The sequence below is a fragment of the Rhodohalobacter sp. SW132 genome (assembly GCF_003390325.1).
GTDB lineage: Bacteria > Bacteroidota > Rhodothermia > Balneolales > Balneolaceae > SW132.
The window spans coordinates 975583-992923 of sequence record NZ_QUOK01000001.1; the positions used below are offsets into that span (position 1 = coordinate 975583).

Consider the following 17341-nt stretch of genomic DNA (forward strand, 5'->3'; position numbering starts at 1 on the left):
CTGGCTTTTTAAAGTGATAAAAAGAGAGGTATACCGCAACTATGAAAATTTCATTATCAGAACTGAGCGACCAAATCCGGTTGAATCGCTGATTATACTGCTGAACCCACTTTTTTGGTAACTGTTTACAAATTTTGAAATTGTCAATCTATGACTTACAATCTGCGTAGTTTTGGAAAATTCCTGCTGTCGGAGAGGTAAATATTGCCCTGATGATCTAAGTTTAGAATGGATACACTCAGTCTTTCCATCTTGTCTATATATGCAATTCCAATAAACTCTCCATCAATTTTTAAATATCAGATCGTAATTCAAGTTTTGGGTTGATATCAAAAATCCCAACTTCAAATTCTTGTCGGTAGGTAAAAAATGGATTGGAAAAGCAGGGTGGATTTCAATCTCCTGCCTGTTCTGTCAGCTTGCGCAACACATGGTTTGAATTTCGCTCCTGCATGGCGATTTACATCTCGGACTTGGGTTCAATTCCCGGCACCTCTATACCAGGTTTCTGTAGTGAGAGAGAGATTCGAACCCCCGACCCTCCCCGCAGCTCATCCGAATTCCATGTTTATATTATATCTTTCTTGAGCTTTTCAAATTCACTATCAGTTATAACATTGTTTTCTCTTAGCTTCTGAAGCTTTTCAAGCTTGTCGAGTTTTGAAGATGTTTTGTCATTAGTAAGACTTTTTTTTATTGATAAAAGTGATTCCCTTAATTTTTGTGTGCTACTGGGCTTACTGGACCGTTGTTTTTTGATTTTGTTTACCTCACCTATAACATTCTCCGTTGTGACTCTGAAATGCTTTTTTTTACAGTTCGAAATCGCTTCTTTATATATGTCAGGTTCTTCAGTTGCAATTCTGTTTAAGTATTCCTGTCGATTTAAACGATCACTTTGAGCTTGTCTAGCCTCTACAGGATGATAAAATGTCGCTCCAAAAAATTTTGCCATGACCCAAAAGACGCCATAAAAAAACGTCAAAACTATTCCTATCATTAAAAGAGTAGTAATAATTTCCATAATACAAAGTATTAATTGTTCAGGTTAGCCTTTCTAATTGTCGAATAGTAGACGAATTTCTAACTCCTACAAATCGTGCCCTTTAAATTTCAATCACTACGATACCAGGTTCCGGAAAGGGAGGGATTCGAAACCCAGACACTCCCTGGACCCGATCATCTAAAGTTGTGAAAGGTATTTTTTGCTTCAAGTATTAAATCATGTTCTGCTCTTGAATAATCTTTAAAACCAGTCTCTTCAAGTTGTCTAATTAAGTCACCGAGAACTGCCATCAAAAAGTGTTTATCTCCTTTGATTAAATCATTTCTGTTAACACTTTCAGAAAGTGAAGAAATGATCACGGTGTTTGTATTTGGTTTACCACCAAGCTCGCCATCAAATAATGATGAGTTCTTCTCCCATGACGATGAGACCAAATCACCGGCAAGTTTACCGTTTGAAAAATTTGCCGGCATTTTTCTTGTATATGCATCGAGAATCATTTCGAGTTCAGTGGCATATTTCGCCTGATTAACAGTTTTTTTTAATCTACTGAAGAGACCCATTGAATTCCTTATATATTCAGATAATGATTAGTTATTTCTTTCAAATGCTCAACTTCTTCAGAGAGTAGTGAGTTGGAATTTGAATGTTCAACCTTTATTCGATAGATAACAAAATCGCTGATTTCTGTCGGAGTTATACCAAAACCAGAATTTGCCTTCGAACGCATCGATTCAATTTTAGAAATTGCATCTTTTTCATTAATACCTTCAGATACTAAAGATTTAAATTTGTCCAAAATTGTAATTACTGTGGCTTCTGGATAGCGCATCAGTTGCATTACTGAAGTATCATCTAAGGTAGATTTCGGAACCCCCCGAGCCATAGCATACCGCTTTATGCTATCAACTTTCTTTCTATTTAGTGCTTTCAGAATAGAATTAAACATAGACAAAGTTTTTTGTTAAAAACGTAATGTAGTTTTTTTAAAGGCTCTCAGCACTGAATTTTGTAGAATAGTAACCGATTTTTCTTATTCCTACAAATATTTCCAAAAAACGGTCTTTAAATTTCAATCCTAACTATATCAGCTCCTAGAGAGGGAAGTACTAAACCTTCGGTACCTGTTGGGCGGAGAGAGAAGGATTCGTACCCCCGCAAATTCCCTGCCTGCCCAGTGCAGAAAAAATCCACCTATAGGAAGATTGCACTGGAAAGTAAATTTGTTAGAAAAAGAGATCTCAAAGGAAGAGAATTTTACAAAACGACAACCACAAAAATGTGAGTTTCATAAATCTGGTTAAATAGGGTGAGCATGTAGAAAACCAAAAATACTTCGAACACCTCGATTCAGCGCACAAAATAACCGGCTTTGTAAGAAAATAGTTTGACCTTTGAAGCTGAGCCACTATGATTTTTTACTGTCCCCTGCCTGTCCCTGATCAATTTAAGAATAGATACAGAAACGAAAAAAGCCCTTGGATTGAAACGTAAGTCGTTACAAAACAAGGGCTTATTTCAGCGATCCGGACGAGATTCGAACTCGCGACCTCCTGCGTGACAGGCAGGCGTTCTAACCAGCTGAACTACCGGACCAATTTCAATAAGTTTCTAAAATTTCAGTCTGTAAATAAGCTTCTTGCCTGCCGTGGCAGCGCGTTCCCCCGAAGGGATGCCTTTGGCATAACCAGCTGAACTACCGGACCAAAATTTGATAGACTTAAATATACCACCCGTTTCGGCAGCTTGTCAAGAGCAGATGTGATTTTATTTGACAAAAAAATGAGGGGCACAAAATCAATTGTACCCCTCTTATCGGGATGGTGATGGGATGTAAGCTCGTACTATAAAATTTCTTCTATGGAAGACCGTATTTCGTCTCCCATTGGTTCTTCATTACTCTTAAATCTTCTCAGGAGATTTCCGTTCCGGTCAACCAGGAATTTTTCAAAATTCCACCCGATTTCGCCCGTAAAATCAGAATTTTCCATAGTTGTCAGGTCAGCAAAGAGCGGATGTATTGAATCACCTTTAACATCTGAGCGGGCAAAAAGCGGAAAGGTTACTCCAAAATTCACTTCGCAAAACTCCACGATCTCCTCTTCAGTGTCCAATTCCTGGCCTCCGAAATTATCTGAAGGAAAACCAAGTACCGTAAAGCCCTTCTCCCCGTAAGTTTCGTACAGCTTTTGTAACTGTTCATACTGAGGGGTGTATCCGCATTTGGATGCTGTGTTTACGATCAGCAAAACATCCCCTTCGTATGCCTGAAGAGTTGTATCTTCTCCACGGATAGTTTTCAATTCATAGTCGTATATTGAAGACAGTGTGTTTAAATCAGCTGCCATGAATAAAAATGGAATTAATGTGAATATTTTTAGTTTCATATCGTTGAGTTGTTACTTTCAGTTGTAACGATAATTTACCTTTAATTCATTCCATCGTTTTGAAAAAATTACTCCTTGCTGTTTTTCCAATTCTGCTGCTCGGTCCCACCGCCATCCAGGCTCAAATGTTTTCAGTGGGAGACTCCAACGACCGCCCTGCTTCAACTTTGTCATATTATAGTACCCTCGGTGTAACCTGGGAAATAGCGGATTTTGAATATACCGGTGATGCCCTTTCCGCTGAAAATCGTGCGGATTTTCAAAACAGTGTGATACGCTTTCGCTTTGAAAACCCCGGAATAAACATATCCGCAGGCTTTGGCGGTGCGTTAACCGGAATGGAAGATCGGTCGTACGTAAATGTGAATGCACAATTGTACAACGATATTGCATTGATCCGCTCCCAACGATTTGTTCTCGGCCTGCCGATACAGATTTCAACTGATCTGCTAAGTGTTGCCGCCCAGCAGCAAACCGGTAACAGTTTTCAGCAAAGCTCACTCGTTTTCGGAACCGGGGCCAGCATGAGATACCGTATCAATCAGCGGGTGCAGATGGGGCTCCGGGCAACCCCGAATATTGGGTTTAGTTTTTCACAGGGTGCCCTTTTCGGGGGACGTCTGTTTACAACCACCTCCGGTGCCCGGCTCTATTTTTCAGACATTCTGGGCTCGAACACTCTCGTTTTTGGGTATGACTTTGATTACAGAGATTACAATATTGAGGGTGATCAAAACGACTACCAATATCTTTCACACGCATTTACATTAGGCATTGCATTTTAAATTTCATGAAAACAGAAAAACTGATTCTTGAACTTGAGACTCTCTGCGAAAAACTGGGTTACGTCATCAGAAAAGAGAGAGGCAGTTTTCGCGGAGATCAGTGTGTGATTGAAGGGGAAAAACTGATTGTAATCAATAAAAATAAACCACCCGTTTCACAAGCCGGAATCCTTGCCAAAGTTCTTCGTAACGGCAAGACAGACGATATGTTTATCAAACCGGCTGTAAGAAAAGAACTGGAGGATCTGTGGGTGCGAATCGACCGGTTTAAGGAGCCAGCCGAGGAGATTTCTGAATGATGAAATGCACTTTTTTAGGAACCGGTACATCCATGGGCGTTCCTGTAGCCGGCGGCTTTGGCAGTGAGCGAATCAACGGGGATCCCCGCAACCAGCGCTATCGCTGCTCCGTGTGGCTGGAAACGGATCAAACATCCCTCATCATCGATACGGGACCGGAATTCCGTCTGCAGACCATCCGCTCAGGTGTCAAAAAAGTAGACCTTGTTCTCATCACTCATGAGCATATGGATCATATCGCCGGTCTTGATGATCTCCGGGCATACAACTACGTTCAAAAATCCCCTATCCCGCTCTATACCAGCGCTCGTGCTGCAAAATCGATCCGGGAGAGATTCTGTTACATGTTCGGTGAAAATAAATATCCCGGCTCCACAAGCATAGACATCCGTGAAACAGATCAACCGTTTACTTTTAATGAGCTCACAATCACTCCGCTCACATATAACCATGGTTCCATTACGGTTCAGGGATACCGAATTGGAAATTTTTCTTATATGACCGACGTGAAAACAGTGCCTGAAGAGACTCAAAAAAAAATTACAGGCAGCGATGTACTTGTTCTAAGCGGATTGCGATGGGGACCGGAGCATCCCACACACCTGACGATCCCGGAAGCGGTTGAATTTGCCACAAAACTGAATATCCCAAAAACCTACCTGATTCACATGAACTCGTATGTGGATCACAAAGAGACAAACAAAAAGCTACCCGATCACATCCGGCTCGCTTACGATATGCTTGAAGTGAACATTCCTGCTTCCGATTGATTCCGGAGCTTGAGGCTATCCAAAAAACATGAACTGAATTCTCAGAGCCTAAATACCTTAAGTAGGTTATGAATATTTTATGGAGCCCCCCTCCATATGGAGTGTATTTGCGACATAGGGAGGGGCCGGGGGTGGGTCAAAAAGACCGGGTGCTTAAATTTAATTCAAAAACTTAAATTAATTAGGCGCTGACTCATAGGAATCCACTTTTGGACAGCCTCCGGGCTGTGCTACCACTCAAGAGTCACCATCCAGTATATGATCCGCCCGGGTGAGAGTAAAGCTGAACGTTGATCCTCCTTTACCGCTGGTAATAAAAAGTGTCTCCCCGTGCGCCTCTATGATATGTTTTACAATCGAAAGCCCCAGTCCGGTACCGCCTTTTTCTCGCGAGCGTGATTTATCAACCCTGAAAAACCGCTCGGTCACCCTGCTGATATCCTTTGGATCGATACCGATGCCGGAATCTTTTACGTACAACAATATTTTCCCCGCCTCCTTTTTTACCGGGCCTGTACCAATTTCTACAACACCATTCTGCACGTTATATTTAATGGCATTCTCAACCAGGTTGATCAGCACCTGTTTGATCTGGTTGCGATCCGCTTTGATCTGCAAATTCTTATCAAACGGCTCAACGCGAATTTCTACTTTCTCTTTTTGTGATTTATACTGAAGGTTTTCAATCACATCAAACACCAGGTCGCGCAGGTAGATATCCTGAACGTTGGTTTTCAGTTCACCGGTTTCGAGCCTGGAAATTTCCATCAGGTCTTTGGTGAGATAGGTGAGCCGGTTGACGTTTTTCATCGCTTTCTGCAAAAATACCTCGTTCACCTCGGGATCGTCCATCGCACCGTTCAGCAGTGTTTCGATGAATCCCTGGATGGCAAAAATCGGGGTTTTCAGCTCGTGTGAGATATCCCCGATAAATTCTTTTCGGTAATTTTCAATTTTGTTGAGCCGCATGATCTCTTTCTCAACCGTCTTGCTGGCCAGGATCAGCCGTTTGATCAGCAGGTCGATTTCATCCCGGCTCTGAATACTCACATTATCGTATTCCCGAAATATTTTTTTGGTGATGTTTTTTGCGATGCCGTGGAGCATATCCACCCTCTTTTTGTATACACACACTGACCAGCCGTACAAAAACAGGCCTAACGACAGGGCGCCGAAAAGAGCGTATACAAAAACAACCCCAATGGGCAAATCGGTTGCCATTCGCAGAAGCAAAAACTGTATCACCAGGCTGCCTGTCAATCCAGCCACTGCCGTTTTCAGTGCAAATCTGGAGAGCAGTGATTCGCTGATTTCAATTTTACTCATTCTTTAAATCTATAGCCCACACCCTTTACGGTTTCAATGTAGTGATCACCGAGTTTCTCCCGAATTTTGCGAACGTGAACATCTACCGTTCGATCCACCACGTAGATATTATCGCCCCAAACTTTATTGAGCAGCGTCTGCCGGTCCCGAACTTTTCCTTTTCGTCCCGCCAGGTAGTAGAGCAGTTCAAACTCTTTTCGCGGCAGCTGAAATTCTTCCTCTCCGCGGCTAACAATGTAGCGGTCTTTATCGATTTCCAGATCGTGAACAACCAGCCTGTTCACCTCTTCTTCCGTTTCGCTAAACCTGCGTAGAACAGCCCTGATTCTGGAAATCAGTTTGGTTGTGCTGATCGGTTTGGTCACATAATCATCTGCACCGAGATCGAGGCCTTCCACCTCGGTTTTTTCGTCACCCCGGGCCGTTAGAAAAATGATCGGGATGTGGCGAAGTTCGGCATCAGAACGCATCTTTTCACAAACTTCGAGACCGTCCATTTTGGGCATCATAATATCCAGAAGCAGAAGATCGGGGTTTTGCTCCCTCGCGGTGTTCAACGCTTCAAGGCCGTTTTCAGCTTTTAAAACTCTGAACCCCTCTTTTTTCAGATTATACTCAATCAGATCTAAAAGATCCTGTTCATCGTCGACAACTAATATGGTGTGTGCTGACAAAATTCAATGGTTTGATTCATTCAAAAAAGTAATTCCAGCGCGAAGCTGTTACACACACATAATACTAACTTCATATTAAGAAACTATTACCGTTTTATTTCGCTCAACGCACGCTTCACAATATCAGAAACGTCTGACTTTGGGTTTTCTGCAATGATAGACCCCACAATTTTTCGGGCATTCTGCTTTTTAAATCCGAGCGCAAGCAGTGCTGAAACCGCCTCCTCTTTGCGGTCGAGTTTCTGGCCGTCTTCCGATACAATTGAAGGCTCCGACTCATCAAACAGTTTATCCTTCAGCTCGAGCACCATTCTCTGGGCCGTTTTCTTGCCGATCCCCGAAATTCCCGATAGCGCCGTTGTGTTTTGCGTAACAATCGCTTCAATCAAATCGGCGGCCGGCATTCCGCTTAAAATCGTCAACCCCAGTTTTGGACCGATTCCTTTTACCGTAATCAGCCGTTCAAAAAGGTTTTTCTCTTTTTGTGATGTAAACCCAAACAGCCGCTGATCACTATCTATGATGTGATGATAAATCATCAATTGAATCTGCTCACCCCGCTCCGGCAGTGTTTCCAGCGTTTGTGTGGAGATGCCAACCATATATCCAACACCCGATACATCAATAATCAGCTGTTCATTCTGTTTTTGATGAAGGGTTCCTTTGAGGTATGCAATCATGAATTAATGTTTTTTGATGCGATCAGGGTTGTCTTGAACAAAAGCGGCCCAGCTCGATTTTCGGTTATTCTGGTGAGATGGTTTTTTTCCTGTGGCAGGTGTAGATAAACCCGATTTGGTGTGATGACACCACGCCACGGCCAGTGCGTCGGTAGCGTCGTTCCCGATTTTCTCCTCCGGAAGATTCATCATCCGTTTCAGCATAAATGCCACCTGCTTTTTGCTGGCATTGCCATTTCCGGTGATCGCCTTTTTTACCGCCTTGGGATAGTACTCTTCCACCGGCAGTTTTTGATTGGTGATGGCGAGAATAGCGGCGGCCTGGGCCCGGCCAAGTTTCAGCATGGCAAGCGGATCCACACCGTAAATCGGTGTTTCCACAGCGCATTCGTCGGGCTGCTGATCTTTTATGATCGCCGTAACCTCCTCAAAAATATATTGAAGTCTATCTGTTTGGCTCTCCATCTTGTCCATCCGAAGCACACCAAACACATCAGAGCTGTAGCGGGTGCCCTCAATGGTTAACACAGCATACCCGGTGTGTCGTGAACCGGGATCGATTCCAAGAATTTTTCGGGCCATAATATTTGGAAATCAATTGAATATCGAAATGCAAAATTTTCAGAATTCTACATTCGATATTCAATATTTGTTATTCACCTATTCTTCGTCGGCGTAAAGCTTCACCAGTCCGTCGATCATCTCTTCGGAAATTCCGGAGGTAACAAACCCGCCGTCGTGATAAAGATTCTGCATCGTTACTTTTTTCGTAAGGTCTGAAAAGAGCGTCACGCAGTAATCGGCGCATTCATCCGCACTTGGATTTCCTAACGGTGCAATTTTATCAGCGAAGGTATACATGCTGTCAAATCCCTTAATACCGGTTCCCGCACTTGTTTTGGTTGGCGCCTGCGATACGGTGTTCACCCGGATCCCGCGACCGGCAAGCCGGCTTCCGTAATTTCTCGCAATACTTTCGAGCAGCGCCTTGGCATCGTTCATATCGGAATATTTGGAGAAAATCCGCTGTGCACCGATATAGGAGAGCGCAACTACACTGCCCCCATCATTCAAAATTCCCTCTTTATCCGCAAAATGAAGAACTTTATGCAGGGATATTGCTGAAATATCGAGCGTTTGGTTTAACCAGTTGTAATTCAGATCGGTGTACTCCCTCTTTTTTCTCACATTTGGTGACATCCCGATTGCGTGAAGAATAAAATCTACACCGCCCAGCTCCTCTTTCACCTTCTGCATCAGCTTTTCAACATCTTTCTCATCTGATACATCGCATGGAATAATCGGGGCGTTGGTCTCTTCACCGAGCGCATCAAGCGTACCCAGGCGCAGGGCAATCGGTGCGTTGGAGAGAACAAAATCAGCTCCCTCACGCTTACAGGCCAGAGCAATTCTCCAGGCGATGCTCCGCTCATCCAGCGCGCCAAAAATAATCCCCTTTTTACCTTTTAATAATCCATATCCTTTAGAGTCCGACATATTCAATTTTTTTATGTGTTCGTTTTAACAGATCTGACCGAAAATAACACCTTCGCCCGTCAGTTCGAAATCTATCGTGTTGATTTACTCTTTCACCACGCGAGCAAATTTTCAGCAGGCCAATCCGGAATATACCTTCTCCCTGATACGGAGCCGCCTGCTGACTCCTTTGTATTAATTATCCAACATCATATGAATAATATTTTTTCTTGAATATCTATACTCAGGACCGTTAAACGTCATTTTAGCAGGTACCCAATGAGTACCTTGAAAAATTATCCACATCTGTTGTTGATAAGTAGGTTGGCGCTCCGTATTTTTGGAGACTCTGCACCTGTACATACATACTTATTGACTCGTTATGTTTGAAGATTTGTCTTCTAAAATAGAATCCGCCGTTCAGTCACTGAAGGGTAAATCCAGGATCACGGATGTCAACATCGCCGAAACGGTGCGTGAGATCCGTCGTGCTCTGCTTGATGCAGATGTGAACCTGGAAGTTGCGCGCAAGTTCACAGATGATGTGAAAGAACGCGTTATGGGGTCCGATGTGCTTACCAGCGTAAATCCCGGCCAGCAATTCACGAAGATTGTCTTCGATGAGATGGTTACCATGCTTGGCGAAGAGCGCGTGGATCTGAATGTCTCCTCCAAACCTCCCACTGTTATTCTGATTGCAGGATTACAGGGATCCGGAAAAACAACGTTTGCCGGTAAACTTGCCCGATATCTTAAGGAAGAGAATAACAGAACTCCAATTCTGGCCGCTGCTGATGTCTATCGTCCGGCCGCCATCAATCAGCTAAAAACGCTGGCTGAATCCATTAATGTGCCTGTCTACTCCATCCAGCAAAAAGATCCCGTTCGTGTAGCCCGCGAAGCTGTATCCATGGCGAAAAGCCTTGCGCTCGACACCGTTATTATTGATACCGCAGGCCGTCTGCACGTGGATGAAAAGATGATGGACGAGGTAGAGCAGATTAAAAAAGCGGTAGATCCAGACGAAATTCTTTTTGTAGTGGATTCCATGACGGGTCAGGATGCCGTTAATACCGCCAAAGCATTTAACGACCGCATTGATTTTGACGGTGTTGTGCTCACCAAACTTGATGGTGATACCCGAGGCGGCGCTGCTCTTTCTATCCGATCGGTTGTAGCCAAGCCTATTAAATTTATGAGTACCGGTGAGAAGCTCGATGCGCTCTCCCCGTTTTACCCCGACCGGCTTGCACAGCGAATTCTCGGTATGGGCGATGTAGTGTCGCTTGTTGAAAAAGCCCAGTCGCAGTATGATGAAGAGCAGGCACAAAAGCTTCAAAAGAAAATAAAGTCTGATAAATTTGATCTGGAGGATTTCCTCGATCAGATTCAGAAAATTAAGAAAATGGGGAACGTATCCGACCTGGTCGGTATGATTCCCGGAGCTGATAAAGCGGTTAAAGATGCCGATCTCAGCGACGAATCGTTCAAACCCATCGAAGCGATCATCCTCTCGATGACACCTGAAGAAAGACAGGACCCATCTCTGTTGAACGGCAGCCGGAGACGCAGAATTGCAAAAGGATCCGGAACCACTGTTCGTGAAATCAATGAACTGATGAAGCAGTTCACCCAGATGAAGAAGATGATGAAGACAATGTCGAAAATGAACAAAATGGGCCGTGCTATGGAAGGGCTCAAAAACTTGCCGTTTGGCAAATGAAAATCCGATTATAAAAACTAAAAACCAACCTGGAGTAAATCATTGATTACGTTACGTCTACAAAGAAAAGGAAGAAAGAAGAGGCCATTTTACCACATCGTGGTAGCTGACAGCCGTGCACCGCGTGATGGACGCATAATTGAAAAGCTCGGACGTTTTGATAACGTCAGTGAGAACAAAGAGCTCACATATGATGAAGAGCGCGTCATTCACTGGCTGAAAACAGGCGCACAGCCCAGCCACACCGTCAGAAATATCCTCAAAAAAGAGGGTATCATGTACAAAATGCACCTGATCCGATGGGGCAAGAGCGAAGAAGAAATTGAAGCCGCTCTAACAGAATGGAAAGAAGCACGGGAAGAAAAATCCGGCGAGAAAGAGATCAGCCGTAAAGCGCAGCAAAAAGAGTTGCTGAAAGCGGAAGAAAAAGAGTACAAAAAGCAGGTAGAAGAGAAAGCCGCCGCTGCCGCCAAAGAGCTCGAGCGAAAGAAAGCTGAAGAGGCACAAGCAAAAGAAGAAGCTGAAAAAGCTGCAGCTGAAGAGGAAAAGGAAGAAAAATCTGAAGCAAAAGCAGAGGAAGAGCCTTCTGAAGAAAAAGAGGAAGTGAAAGCTGATAAGCCGGCTGAAGAAGAATCCGCAAAGGCTGAAACTGAAGAAGTAAAAGCGAAAGAAGAAGAACCGGCAAAAGCGGAAGAAAAAGCCGAAGCGAAAGAAGAAACTCCTAAAGAGGAGAAAAAAGAAGAAGCACCGGCTGAGGCAAAAGAAGAAACAAAAGATAAACCTGAAGCAGAAGCTGAGGAAGAGAAAAAGGCAGAAGAGCCTGAAGAAGAACCCAAAGCTGAAGCAAAGGAAAAGGAAGAGCCTGCCGGGGAAAAAGCAGAAGCTTCTGAAGAGAAGGAAGATAAGAAGCAGGTTTCAACAGATATGAACGCCAACGAGGCGATTGATCATATTAAAGATACTCCGCTTGAAGATCTGGAAGGATTCGTACCTGAAGATGAAGACCGTGTTACCGTTCAGCGCGCATGGGAAAGCAAACAGTCTGACGAAGATTAATCACTCTGAAAACCGGAGATTTTTATGACATCCCGGTTCTTTGAAATCGGCCGTATTGGCCGTGCACGCGGACTCGATGGATGGGTCCGCTTTCTGCCTGAAAATTCTCTTGTAGATGAGTTTCTCTCAGAATCCCCGATTGTCTATTTCAAAAATGACCGGGGTGGTTTTCAACCGCTGAGAATTGAAGAGTTCTACACGGAAGAAAAAAAAAATCAGGTATCGTTCTTTGTAAAATTTGATATGATCACCAATCGCACGGATGCTGAGTCGCTTAACGACAAAGGAATCTACTCCGACCGATTCGATCCGCTTGCTGAGCTGGAATCGAACGATTCGGATACAGAAACCGATCTAAGTGGTTACGAAATCCAATACAAATCGGAAGTTCCCGGGTATGTGCTTGATACATTTGAAACACCTGCACATACAATCCTGGAAGTGAAAACCGACAGCGGTTCGCTGCTGATTCCGTTTGTGGATGAATTCATCGAACAGGTAAATCACGAAAAAAACGCGATTATCTGCCGAAATCTTGATCAGCTAATGGATGAGTAACTGCTTATGATGCGAATCGACATTATATCCGGTGTACCTGATCTTCTGCACAGCCCGCTCGATCACAGTATTGTGGGCAGGGCCCGAAATGACGGCCATGTAGATATTCACGTTCACGATCTGAGAGATTATTCTGAGGATAAACATCTTAAAATTGATGACTATCCTTATGGTGGCGGAGCCGGAATGGTACTCTCCCCCCAGCCGATTTTCTCTTGTATTGAAAAACTGAAAAGTGAACGTGAGTATGACGAGATCATCTTTACAGCGCCCGGCGGAGAAACGTTTGAGCAATCACATGCCAACCGGCTCTCCATCAAAATGAACATTATAATTCTTTGCGGGCACTACAAAGGTGTGGATCAGCGGGTGAGGGATCAGCTCATTACAGCCGAATTCTCTATCGGGGATTATGTGTTGTCGGGCGGTGAACTCCCGGCACTGGTAATGACAGATGCGATTGTGAGGTTAATTCCCGGTGTGCTGGGTGATGCCGAAAGCGCCCTTTCCGATTCATTTCAGAATGAACTGCTGGAAGGTCCCATCTACACACGGCCGGCTGAATTCCGCGGACTTAAAGTTCCGGACGTACTCCGGTCCGGTGATCATAAAAAAATTGAACAGTGGAGAATGGATCAGTCGATCAAGCAAACGAAAGAACGAAGACCTGATCTTTACAAAAAATTTGATAAGAATAACTAACGCCAGTAATAAGAAATAAACCAATGGATAAATTAAGATTAATAGAACAAACCGTGATGCGTGATGACCTGCCTGAATTTGTTGCAGGGGATACCGTGAATGTTCACTATCGTGTTCGTGAAGGTGAAAAAGAGCGTATACAGCAGTATGTAGGCGTTGTAATTAATGAACGCGGAAGCGGTGCAAACAAAACGTTTACTGTTCGCAAAATATCGGGTAGTGTGGGTGTTGAACGTATCTTTCCGCTCTATTCACCTTTCATCGCAAAGATTGAAGTGAAAAAGCGCGGAAGTGTTCGCCGTTCCAAACTCTTTTATCTGCGAGAGCGTACTGGTAAATCTGCCCGTATCCGCGAGAAAAAAGCTGTGGAAGCTCCAAAGGAAAAAAATTAACCGACTCCTGAACGGATTTTCAATAATTGAAAATCCGTTTTTTTTTGGAACCCCGTCAGAAGCTCAAACCGATCTTTTACGGGTTGATTACGTTAACGTCCTAAAATTCTGATTTATCCATGAAATTAATTTTGTTTGGCCCTCCGGGCGCTGGAAAAGGTACACAGGCTGATAAAATCAAATCTCATTACGATATTCCCCATCTCTCAACCGGAAACATCTTTCGGTATAATATTAAAAATGAGACAGAGCTCGGTAAAAAGGTAAAATCGATCCTGGATGCCGGCAAGCTGGTGCCGGACGAAACGGTTGTAGACCTGGTTGTGGATGAAATTCAAAAGCCGGAATACAAAAACGGGTATATTCTCGACGGTTTTCCCCGAACCATCCCCCAGGCGGAAGCACTGGATGAGTATCTCGCCTCAAAAGAAACATCCATCGACCTGTTTCTGAATCTCGAAGTGCCCGAACAGGAACTGATTGATAGAATTCTTTCAAGAGCTGAAGGACGATCTGATGATACCCCTGAAAAGATTAAAACGCGCCTGAGCGTTTACCATAATGAAACTGCTCCCGTGCTCAATCACTATGAAAAAAAGGGAAAAGTTCAGAAGATAGATGGTGTTGGCTCGATTGATGATATTTTCGGGCGAATTAAAGATGCGCTGGATGAGCTTTGAGTGTTAAGTAAATAGTGCTTGGTTGTGAGTTATTAGTGTTTAGTTGCTTTCTTTCAGCAGCTTAACGATTCCAGGGGTTACATCCGCAATGCTCTCCGCATTTTCAAAATAGGATGTTTCTCCTTTCACCAGCAGCGGAACCGGGTTTCTTGTATGTGTTTTTATGGAGATATCTTCCAGATTCCCGTGATCACTGCTGATAACCAGCGTATCGTTTTCGCTGATCGATTCGGCAAGATACTTTAAAAAGGGGTTCAGCAGATCACGAATTTCATCTGCATAGGCCCGGTTCAAACTGTGGCCGGCTTTATCTGTCAGGTAAAATTCATACAATACAAGATCTGACGTCTCACCTGCCCGAAGAAGCCGTTCAGCTGCTTCTATAACCGTAATTTCAGGCACATCTAACCCCAGTTGTTCTCTCCATATGTTCTGACGTATTTCAGCCGTAACAGCTTCTCCTTTTAAAATATCTTTTGTTGTTTTTAATTCGATCCCTGCCGACCGCGTCATCAGAGTAGTTGCCGTCCAGCGATCTCTTTTTGCTGCTTTTCTAAAAAATATTTCCGGGTAGGCGTTCATAAAAACAGGCAATTTTCCCATTTCAATCACTTTATGAAAAAGACTCTCTTGTTCAAGAAGAAAGCGCGTAGTTGAATAAGGAAAAGGTCCGTAATGTTTTCCTGCAATCTTTGACGCATTAACACCACTGAACAGGGTTGTTTGTCCCGTTCCGCTTTGAGGAAGTCCTTCTACATCAAGGTTCGCATCGATCGGTTTGTACAAAAATTTATCGGTTTGAACCGGATCATTACTTTCATCGAGCCCGGCAGTACCCGTGAATTCAGTAAAAAAACTCCACCCGTTTTCTGATAATGGATTATTCGGATTTTTTTTTCCAACACCTACTCCATCAATAAATATAAAAATAACCAACATCAGCGCTCCATCACCAAGGTTACGGGGCCGTCGTTAATCAGCGACACATCCATCATGGCTCCGAAAGTTCCGGTTTCAACCAGACCATCAAAATCTTTCTTGAGTGTATCAACCATGTAATCATAAAGCGGTTCAGCCAGGTCCGGCTTTGCAGCCTCTATAAAACTGGGCCGATTCCCTTTTTGAGTATTCCCATACAGTGTAAACTGCGAAATAACGAGCAATCCGCCCCCGATATCGGTGACCGATCGATTCATTTTTCCATCCTCATCCTCAAAAATTCTTAGCTTACGAATCTTTCTGCAGCACCAGTCTACTTCTTCTTTAGAATCTGTTTCGTGGATGCCTGCAAGAAGTAAAAGGCCGCGTTGAATCTTGCCAACTGTTGAACCATTTACATCAACCGACGCAGATTTCACTCTCTGAATCACAATTCTCATATGTTGATAAACTTGTGTAAAACTTTCGGGTTTTGTGTGGACAACAAAATTCGAAAGAAAATTGATTTCTTTATCCACACCGTTCCACAAAAGATAGTAATTATGAACAGGGAAGAAGAATAACTTTTGATGTAGAAAACAGAAACTTAATTCTATGTAGGATATATATAGATATGTTGAAAACTAATTCTATACTTTTCTAAGTAACTGTTTTTTATCAATAATTTATGCACATTTTTATCCACAAATGGGTAACAGTGATATACCTGAATCAGGACAAAAAAGTTATGCACTTATCCACACGCTCTATTACTATACTACAAAAATTAAAATTCAGTTCTATTCGTTTACTCCTGTGGATAACACCTGATATTTCTCCTTAATCCTCTCTTTGTTTCTTTCTATCTTAGAGCTTAATTGAATATCAAATAATCTGTACTTCCTTGAACAAAAAACAATTTACATATAAAGATTCCGGAGTAGATGTTGAAGCCGGAGAAGAGCTTGTTAATTCGATTAAAGATGTTGTTAAGGAAACACACAATGTTTCTGTTTTAAGTAATATAGGTGGTTTTGGAGCTTTGTTTCAGCCCGATTTTTCATCCATGAAAGAACCTGTACTGGTAAGCAGTGTGGATGGTGTTGGAACTAAATTGATCGTCGCTTTCAAATCAGGTAAATATAACACGGTAGGGCAGGATTTAGTGAATCACTGTGTAAACGATATTGCCGTTTGCGGTGCCACTCCCCTTTTCTTTCTGGATTATTTTTCGACCGGATCTCTTGAAAAAGAAGTTGGGTTCCAGGTGATCAGCGGTTTCGCAAAAGCGTGCAGGGAAAATGGAGTGGCTCTGATTGGTGGTGAGACAGCCGAGATGCCCGATATTTATCAAAAAGGAGAATTTGACCTGGCCGGAACAATTGTTGGGGCGGTAGATAAATCAAAACTGATCACCGGAAATAAAATCCAAAAAGGTGACCTTGTTCTTGGTTTCAAAAGCAGCGGACTGCACACCAACGGATATTCCCTGGCACGAAATGTACTTTTCAGTGAATTTGAACTGGATGATTCACCTGATGAAATTGAAGGAACCATTAGTGAAGAGCTTTTAAGTATTCACAAATCATACCTGCCGTTAATCTCTGGATTGAAGAAGATTGAAGGTGTAAACGGCTTTTCACACATTACCGGTGGTGGTTTGATTAGCAATACGAATCGTGTGCTGCCTGAAGGCCTCGAGCTGAATATCAGCTGGGATAGCTGGGAGCGGCCTGGAATTTTTAAGCTGATTAAAAAAACCGGAAATGTACCGGAAGATGATATGAGACGAACATTTAACCTTGGGATCGGCCTTGTTTCGATTATCAATCCGGAAGTTAAAGACCAGGTCATTGAAGCCGCAGAACGCGTAAACGAAACCGTAATTGAGATTGGAGAAGTAGAATAA

General features: G+C 43.2%; 21 protein-coding genes and 1 tRNA gene. 10 read left to right on the forward strand and 12 right to left on the reverse strand.

What is annotated here, in order from left to right; all coding sequences use genetic code 11:
- Positions 1-568: 568 nt before the first annotated feature.
- The 5 genes from DYD21_RS04150 to DYD21_RS04170 form a co-directional block, all read right to left on the reverse strand.
- The gene (locus DYD21_RS04150) at positions 569-1024 is read right to left on the reverse strand and encodes an SHOCT domain-containing protein (protein ID WP_116032875.1); all 456 of its coding nucleotides are present in this window, start codon (positions 1022-1024) and stop codon (positions 569-571) included.
- A gap of 155 nt (positions 1025-1179) precedes the next feature.
- Positions 1180-1569, reverse strand: a complete 390-nt coding sequence (locus DYD21_RS04155) for a hypothetical protein (protein ID WP_116032879.1) — start codon at positions 1567-1569, stop codon at positions 1180-1182.
- Positions 1570-1577: 8 nt separating this feature from the next.
- Positions 1578-1955, reverse strand: coding sequence for a hypothetical protein (locus tag DYD21_RS04160; RefSeq protein ID WP_116032882.1), 378 nt, complete (start codon positions 1953-1955; stop codon positions 1578-1580).
- 573 nt (positions 1956-2528) lie between these two features.
- A tRNA-Asp gene (locus DYD21_RS04165) sits at positions 2529-2602 on the reverse strand.
- 248 nt (positions 2603-2850) lie between these two features.
- Positions 2851-3354, reverse strand: a complete 504-nt coding sequence (locus DYD21_RS04170) for a glutathione peroxidase (RefSeq protein ID WP_348636175.1) — start codon at positions 3352-3354, stop codon at positions 2851-2853.
- Positions 3355-3452: 98 nt separating this feature from the next.
- Between DYD21_RS04170 and DYD21_RS04175 the strand changes: the two genes are divergently transcribed.
- The 3 genes from DYD21_RS04175 to DYD21_RS04185 are packed head-to-tail and all read left to right on the forward strand — an operon-like array spanning position 3453 to position 5247.
- Complete coding sequence (locus DYD21_RS04175) at positions 3453-4178, forward strand: hypothetical protein (protein ID WP_116032889.1); 726 nt, start codon at positions 3453-3455, stop codon at positions 4176-4178.
- A 5-nt stretch (positions 4179-4183) separates the two neighbouring features.
- Positions 4184-4477: a hypothetical protein gene (locus DYD21_RS04180; protein WP_116032894.1), complete on the forward strand. Its 294-nt coding sequence runs from the start codon at positions 4184-4186 to the stop codon at positions 4475-4477.
- On the forward strand, positions 4474-5247 hold the full coding sequence (locus DYD21_RS04185) for an MBL fold metallo-hydrolase (protein ID WP_233505470.1): 774 nt from the start codon (positions 4474-4476) through the stop codon (positions 5245-5247). The genes DYD21_RS04180 and DYD21_RS04185 overlap by 4 nt, the downstream gene beginning before the upstream one ends.
- A 237-nt stretch (positions 5248-5484) precedes the next feature.
- Here the strand turns inward: DYD21_RS04185 and DYD21_RS04190 are convergent, their stop codons facing one another.
- The 5 genes from DYD21_RS04190 to DYD21_RS04210 form a co-directional block, all read right to left on the reverse strand.
- Positions 5485-6573 (reverse strand): cell wall metabolism sensor histidine kinase WalK, encoded by a 1089-nt coding sequence (locus DYD21_RS04190; RefSeq protein WP_116032899.1) that lies wholly within the window; start codon positions 6571-6573, stop codon positions 5485-5487.
- On the reverse strand, positions 6570-7247 hold the full coding sequence (locus DYD21_RS04195; protein WP_116032902.1) for a response regulator transcription factor: 678 nt from the start codon (positions 7245-7247) through the stop codon (positions 6570-6572). The genes DYD21_RS04190 and DYD21_RS04195 overlap by 4 nt, the downstream gene beginning before the upstream one ends.
- Before the next feature lie 86 nt (positions 7248-7333).
- A complete protein-coding gene (gene ruvA, locus DYD21_RS04200) occupies positions 7334-7927 on the reverse strand; it encodes a Holliday junction branch migration protein RuvA (RefSeq protein WP_116032906.1) in 594 nt (197 codons plus the stop codon).
- A 3-nt stretch (positions 7928-7930) separates the two neighbouring features.
- Positions 7931-8509 (reverse strand): crossover junction endodeoxyribonuclease RuvC, encoded by a 579-nt coding sequence (ruvC, locus tag DYD21_RS04205; RefSeq protein WP_116032909.1) that lies wholly within the window; start codon positions 8507-8509, stop codon positions 7931-7933.
- Between the two features lie 78 nt (positions 8510-8587).
- A complete protein-coding gene (locus DYD21_RS04210; RefSeq protein WP_116032913.1) occupies positions 8588-9424 on the reverse strand; it encodes an enoyl-ACP reductase in 837 nt (278 codons plus the stop codon).
- A 361-nt stretch (positions 9425-9785) separates the two neighbouring features.
- Between DYD21_RS04210 and ffh the strand changes: the two genes are divergently transcribed.
- The 6 genes from ffh to DYD21_RS04245 all read left to right on the forward strand — a co-directional run bounded on the left by ffh (position 9786) and on the right by DYD21_RS04245 (position 14514).
- Entirely contained in the window at positions 9786-11126 is a 1341-nt protein-coding gene (ffh, locus tag DYD21_RS04220; RefSeq protein WP_116032921.1) for a signal recognition particle protein, read from the forward strand.
- Between the two features lie 42 nt (positions 11127-11168).
- A complete protein-coding gene (gene rpsP, locus DYD21_RS21450; RefSeq protein ID WP_116032925.1) occupies positions 11169-12182 on the forward strand; it encodes a 30S ribosomal protein S16 in 1014 nt (337 codons plus the stop codon).
- Positions 12183-12206: 24 nt separating this feature from the next.
- Positions 12207-12740 carry a ribosome maturation factor RimM gene (gene rimM, locus DYD21_RS04230; RefSeq protein ID WP_116032929.1) on the forward strand — a complete coding sequence of 178 codons (534 nt, stop codon included), beginning with the start codon at positions 12207-12209 and terminating at the stop codon, positions 12738-12740.
- Between the two features lie 9 nt (positions 12741-12749).
- The gene (gene trmD / locus DYD21_RS04235) at positions 12750-13442 is read left to right on the forward strand and encodes a tRNA (guanosine(37)-N1)-methyltransferase TrmD (protein WP_116032933.1); all 693 of its coding nucleotides are present in this window, start codon (positions 12750-12752) and stop codon (positions 13440-13442) included.
- Positions 13443-13465: 23 nt separating this feature from the next.
- Positions 13466-13834 carry a 50S ribosomal protein L19 gene (gene rplS, locus DYD21_RS04240; protein ID WP_116032936.1) on the forward strand — a complete coding sequence of 123 codons (369 nt, stop codon included), beginning with the start codon at positions 13466-13468 and terminating at the stop codon, positions 13832-13834.
- 119 nt (positions 13835-13953) lie between these two features.
- Complete coding sequence (locus tag DYD21_RS04245; RefSeq protein ID WP_116032940.1) at positions 13954-14514, forward strand: adenylate kinase; 561 nt, start codon at positions 13954-13956, stop codon at positions 14512-14514.
- Positions 14515-14553: 39 nt separating this feature from the next.
- On the opposite strand, the gene DYD21_RS04250 is transcribed toward DYD21_RS04245, so the two are convergent.
- A complete protein-coding gene (locus DYD21_RS04250) occupies positions 14554-15453 on the reverse strand; it encodes a hypothetical protein (RefSeq protein ID WP_116032945.1) in 900 nt (299 codons plus the stop codon).
- Positions 15453-15893, reverse strand: a complete 441-nt coding sequence (gene dtd / locus DYD21_RS04255) for a D-aminoacyl-tRNA deacylase (protein ID WP_116033478.1) — start codon at positions 15891-15893, stop codon at positions 15453-15455. Before dtd ends, DYD21_RS04250 begins: the two co-directional genes overlap by 1 nt.
- Before the next feature lie 443 nt (positions 15894-16336).
- Here dtd and purM point away from each other — a divergent pair, with 443 nt between their 5' ends.
- Positions 16337-17341, forward strand: a complete 1005-nt coding sequence (gene purM, locus DYD21_RS04260; protein WP_116032950.1) for a phosphoribosylformylglycinamidine cyclo-ligase — start codon at positions 16337-16339, stop codon at positions 17339-17341.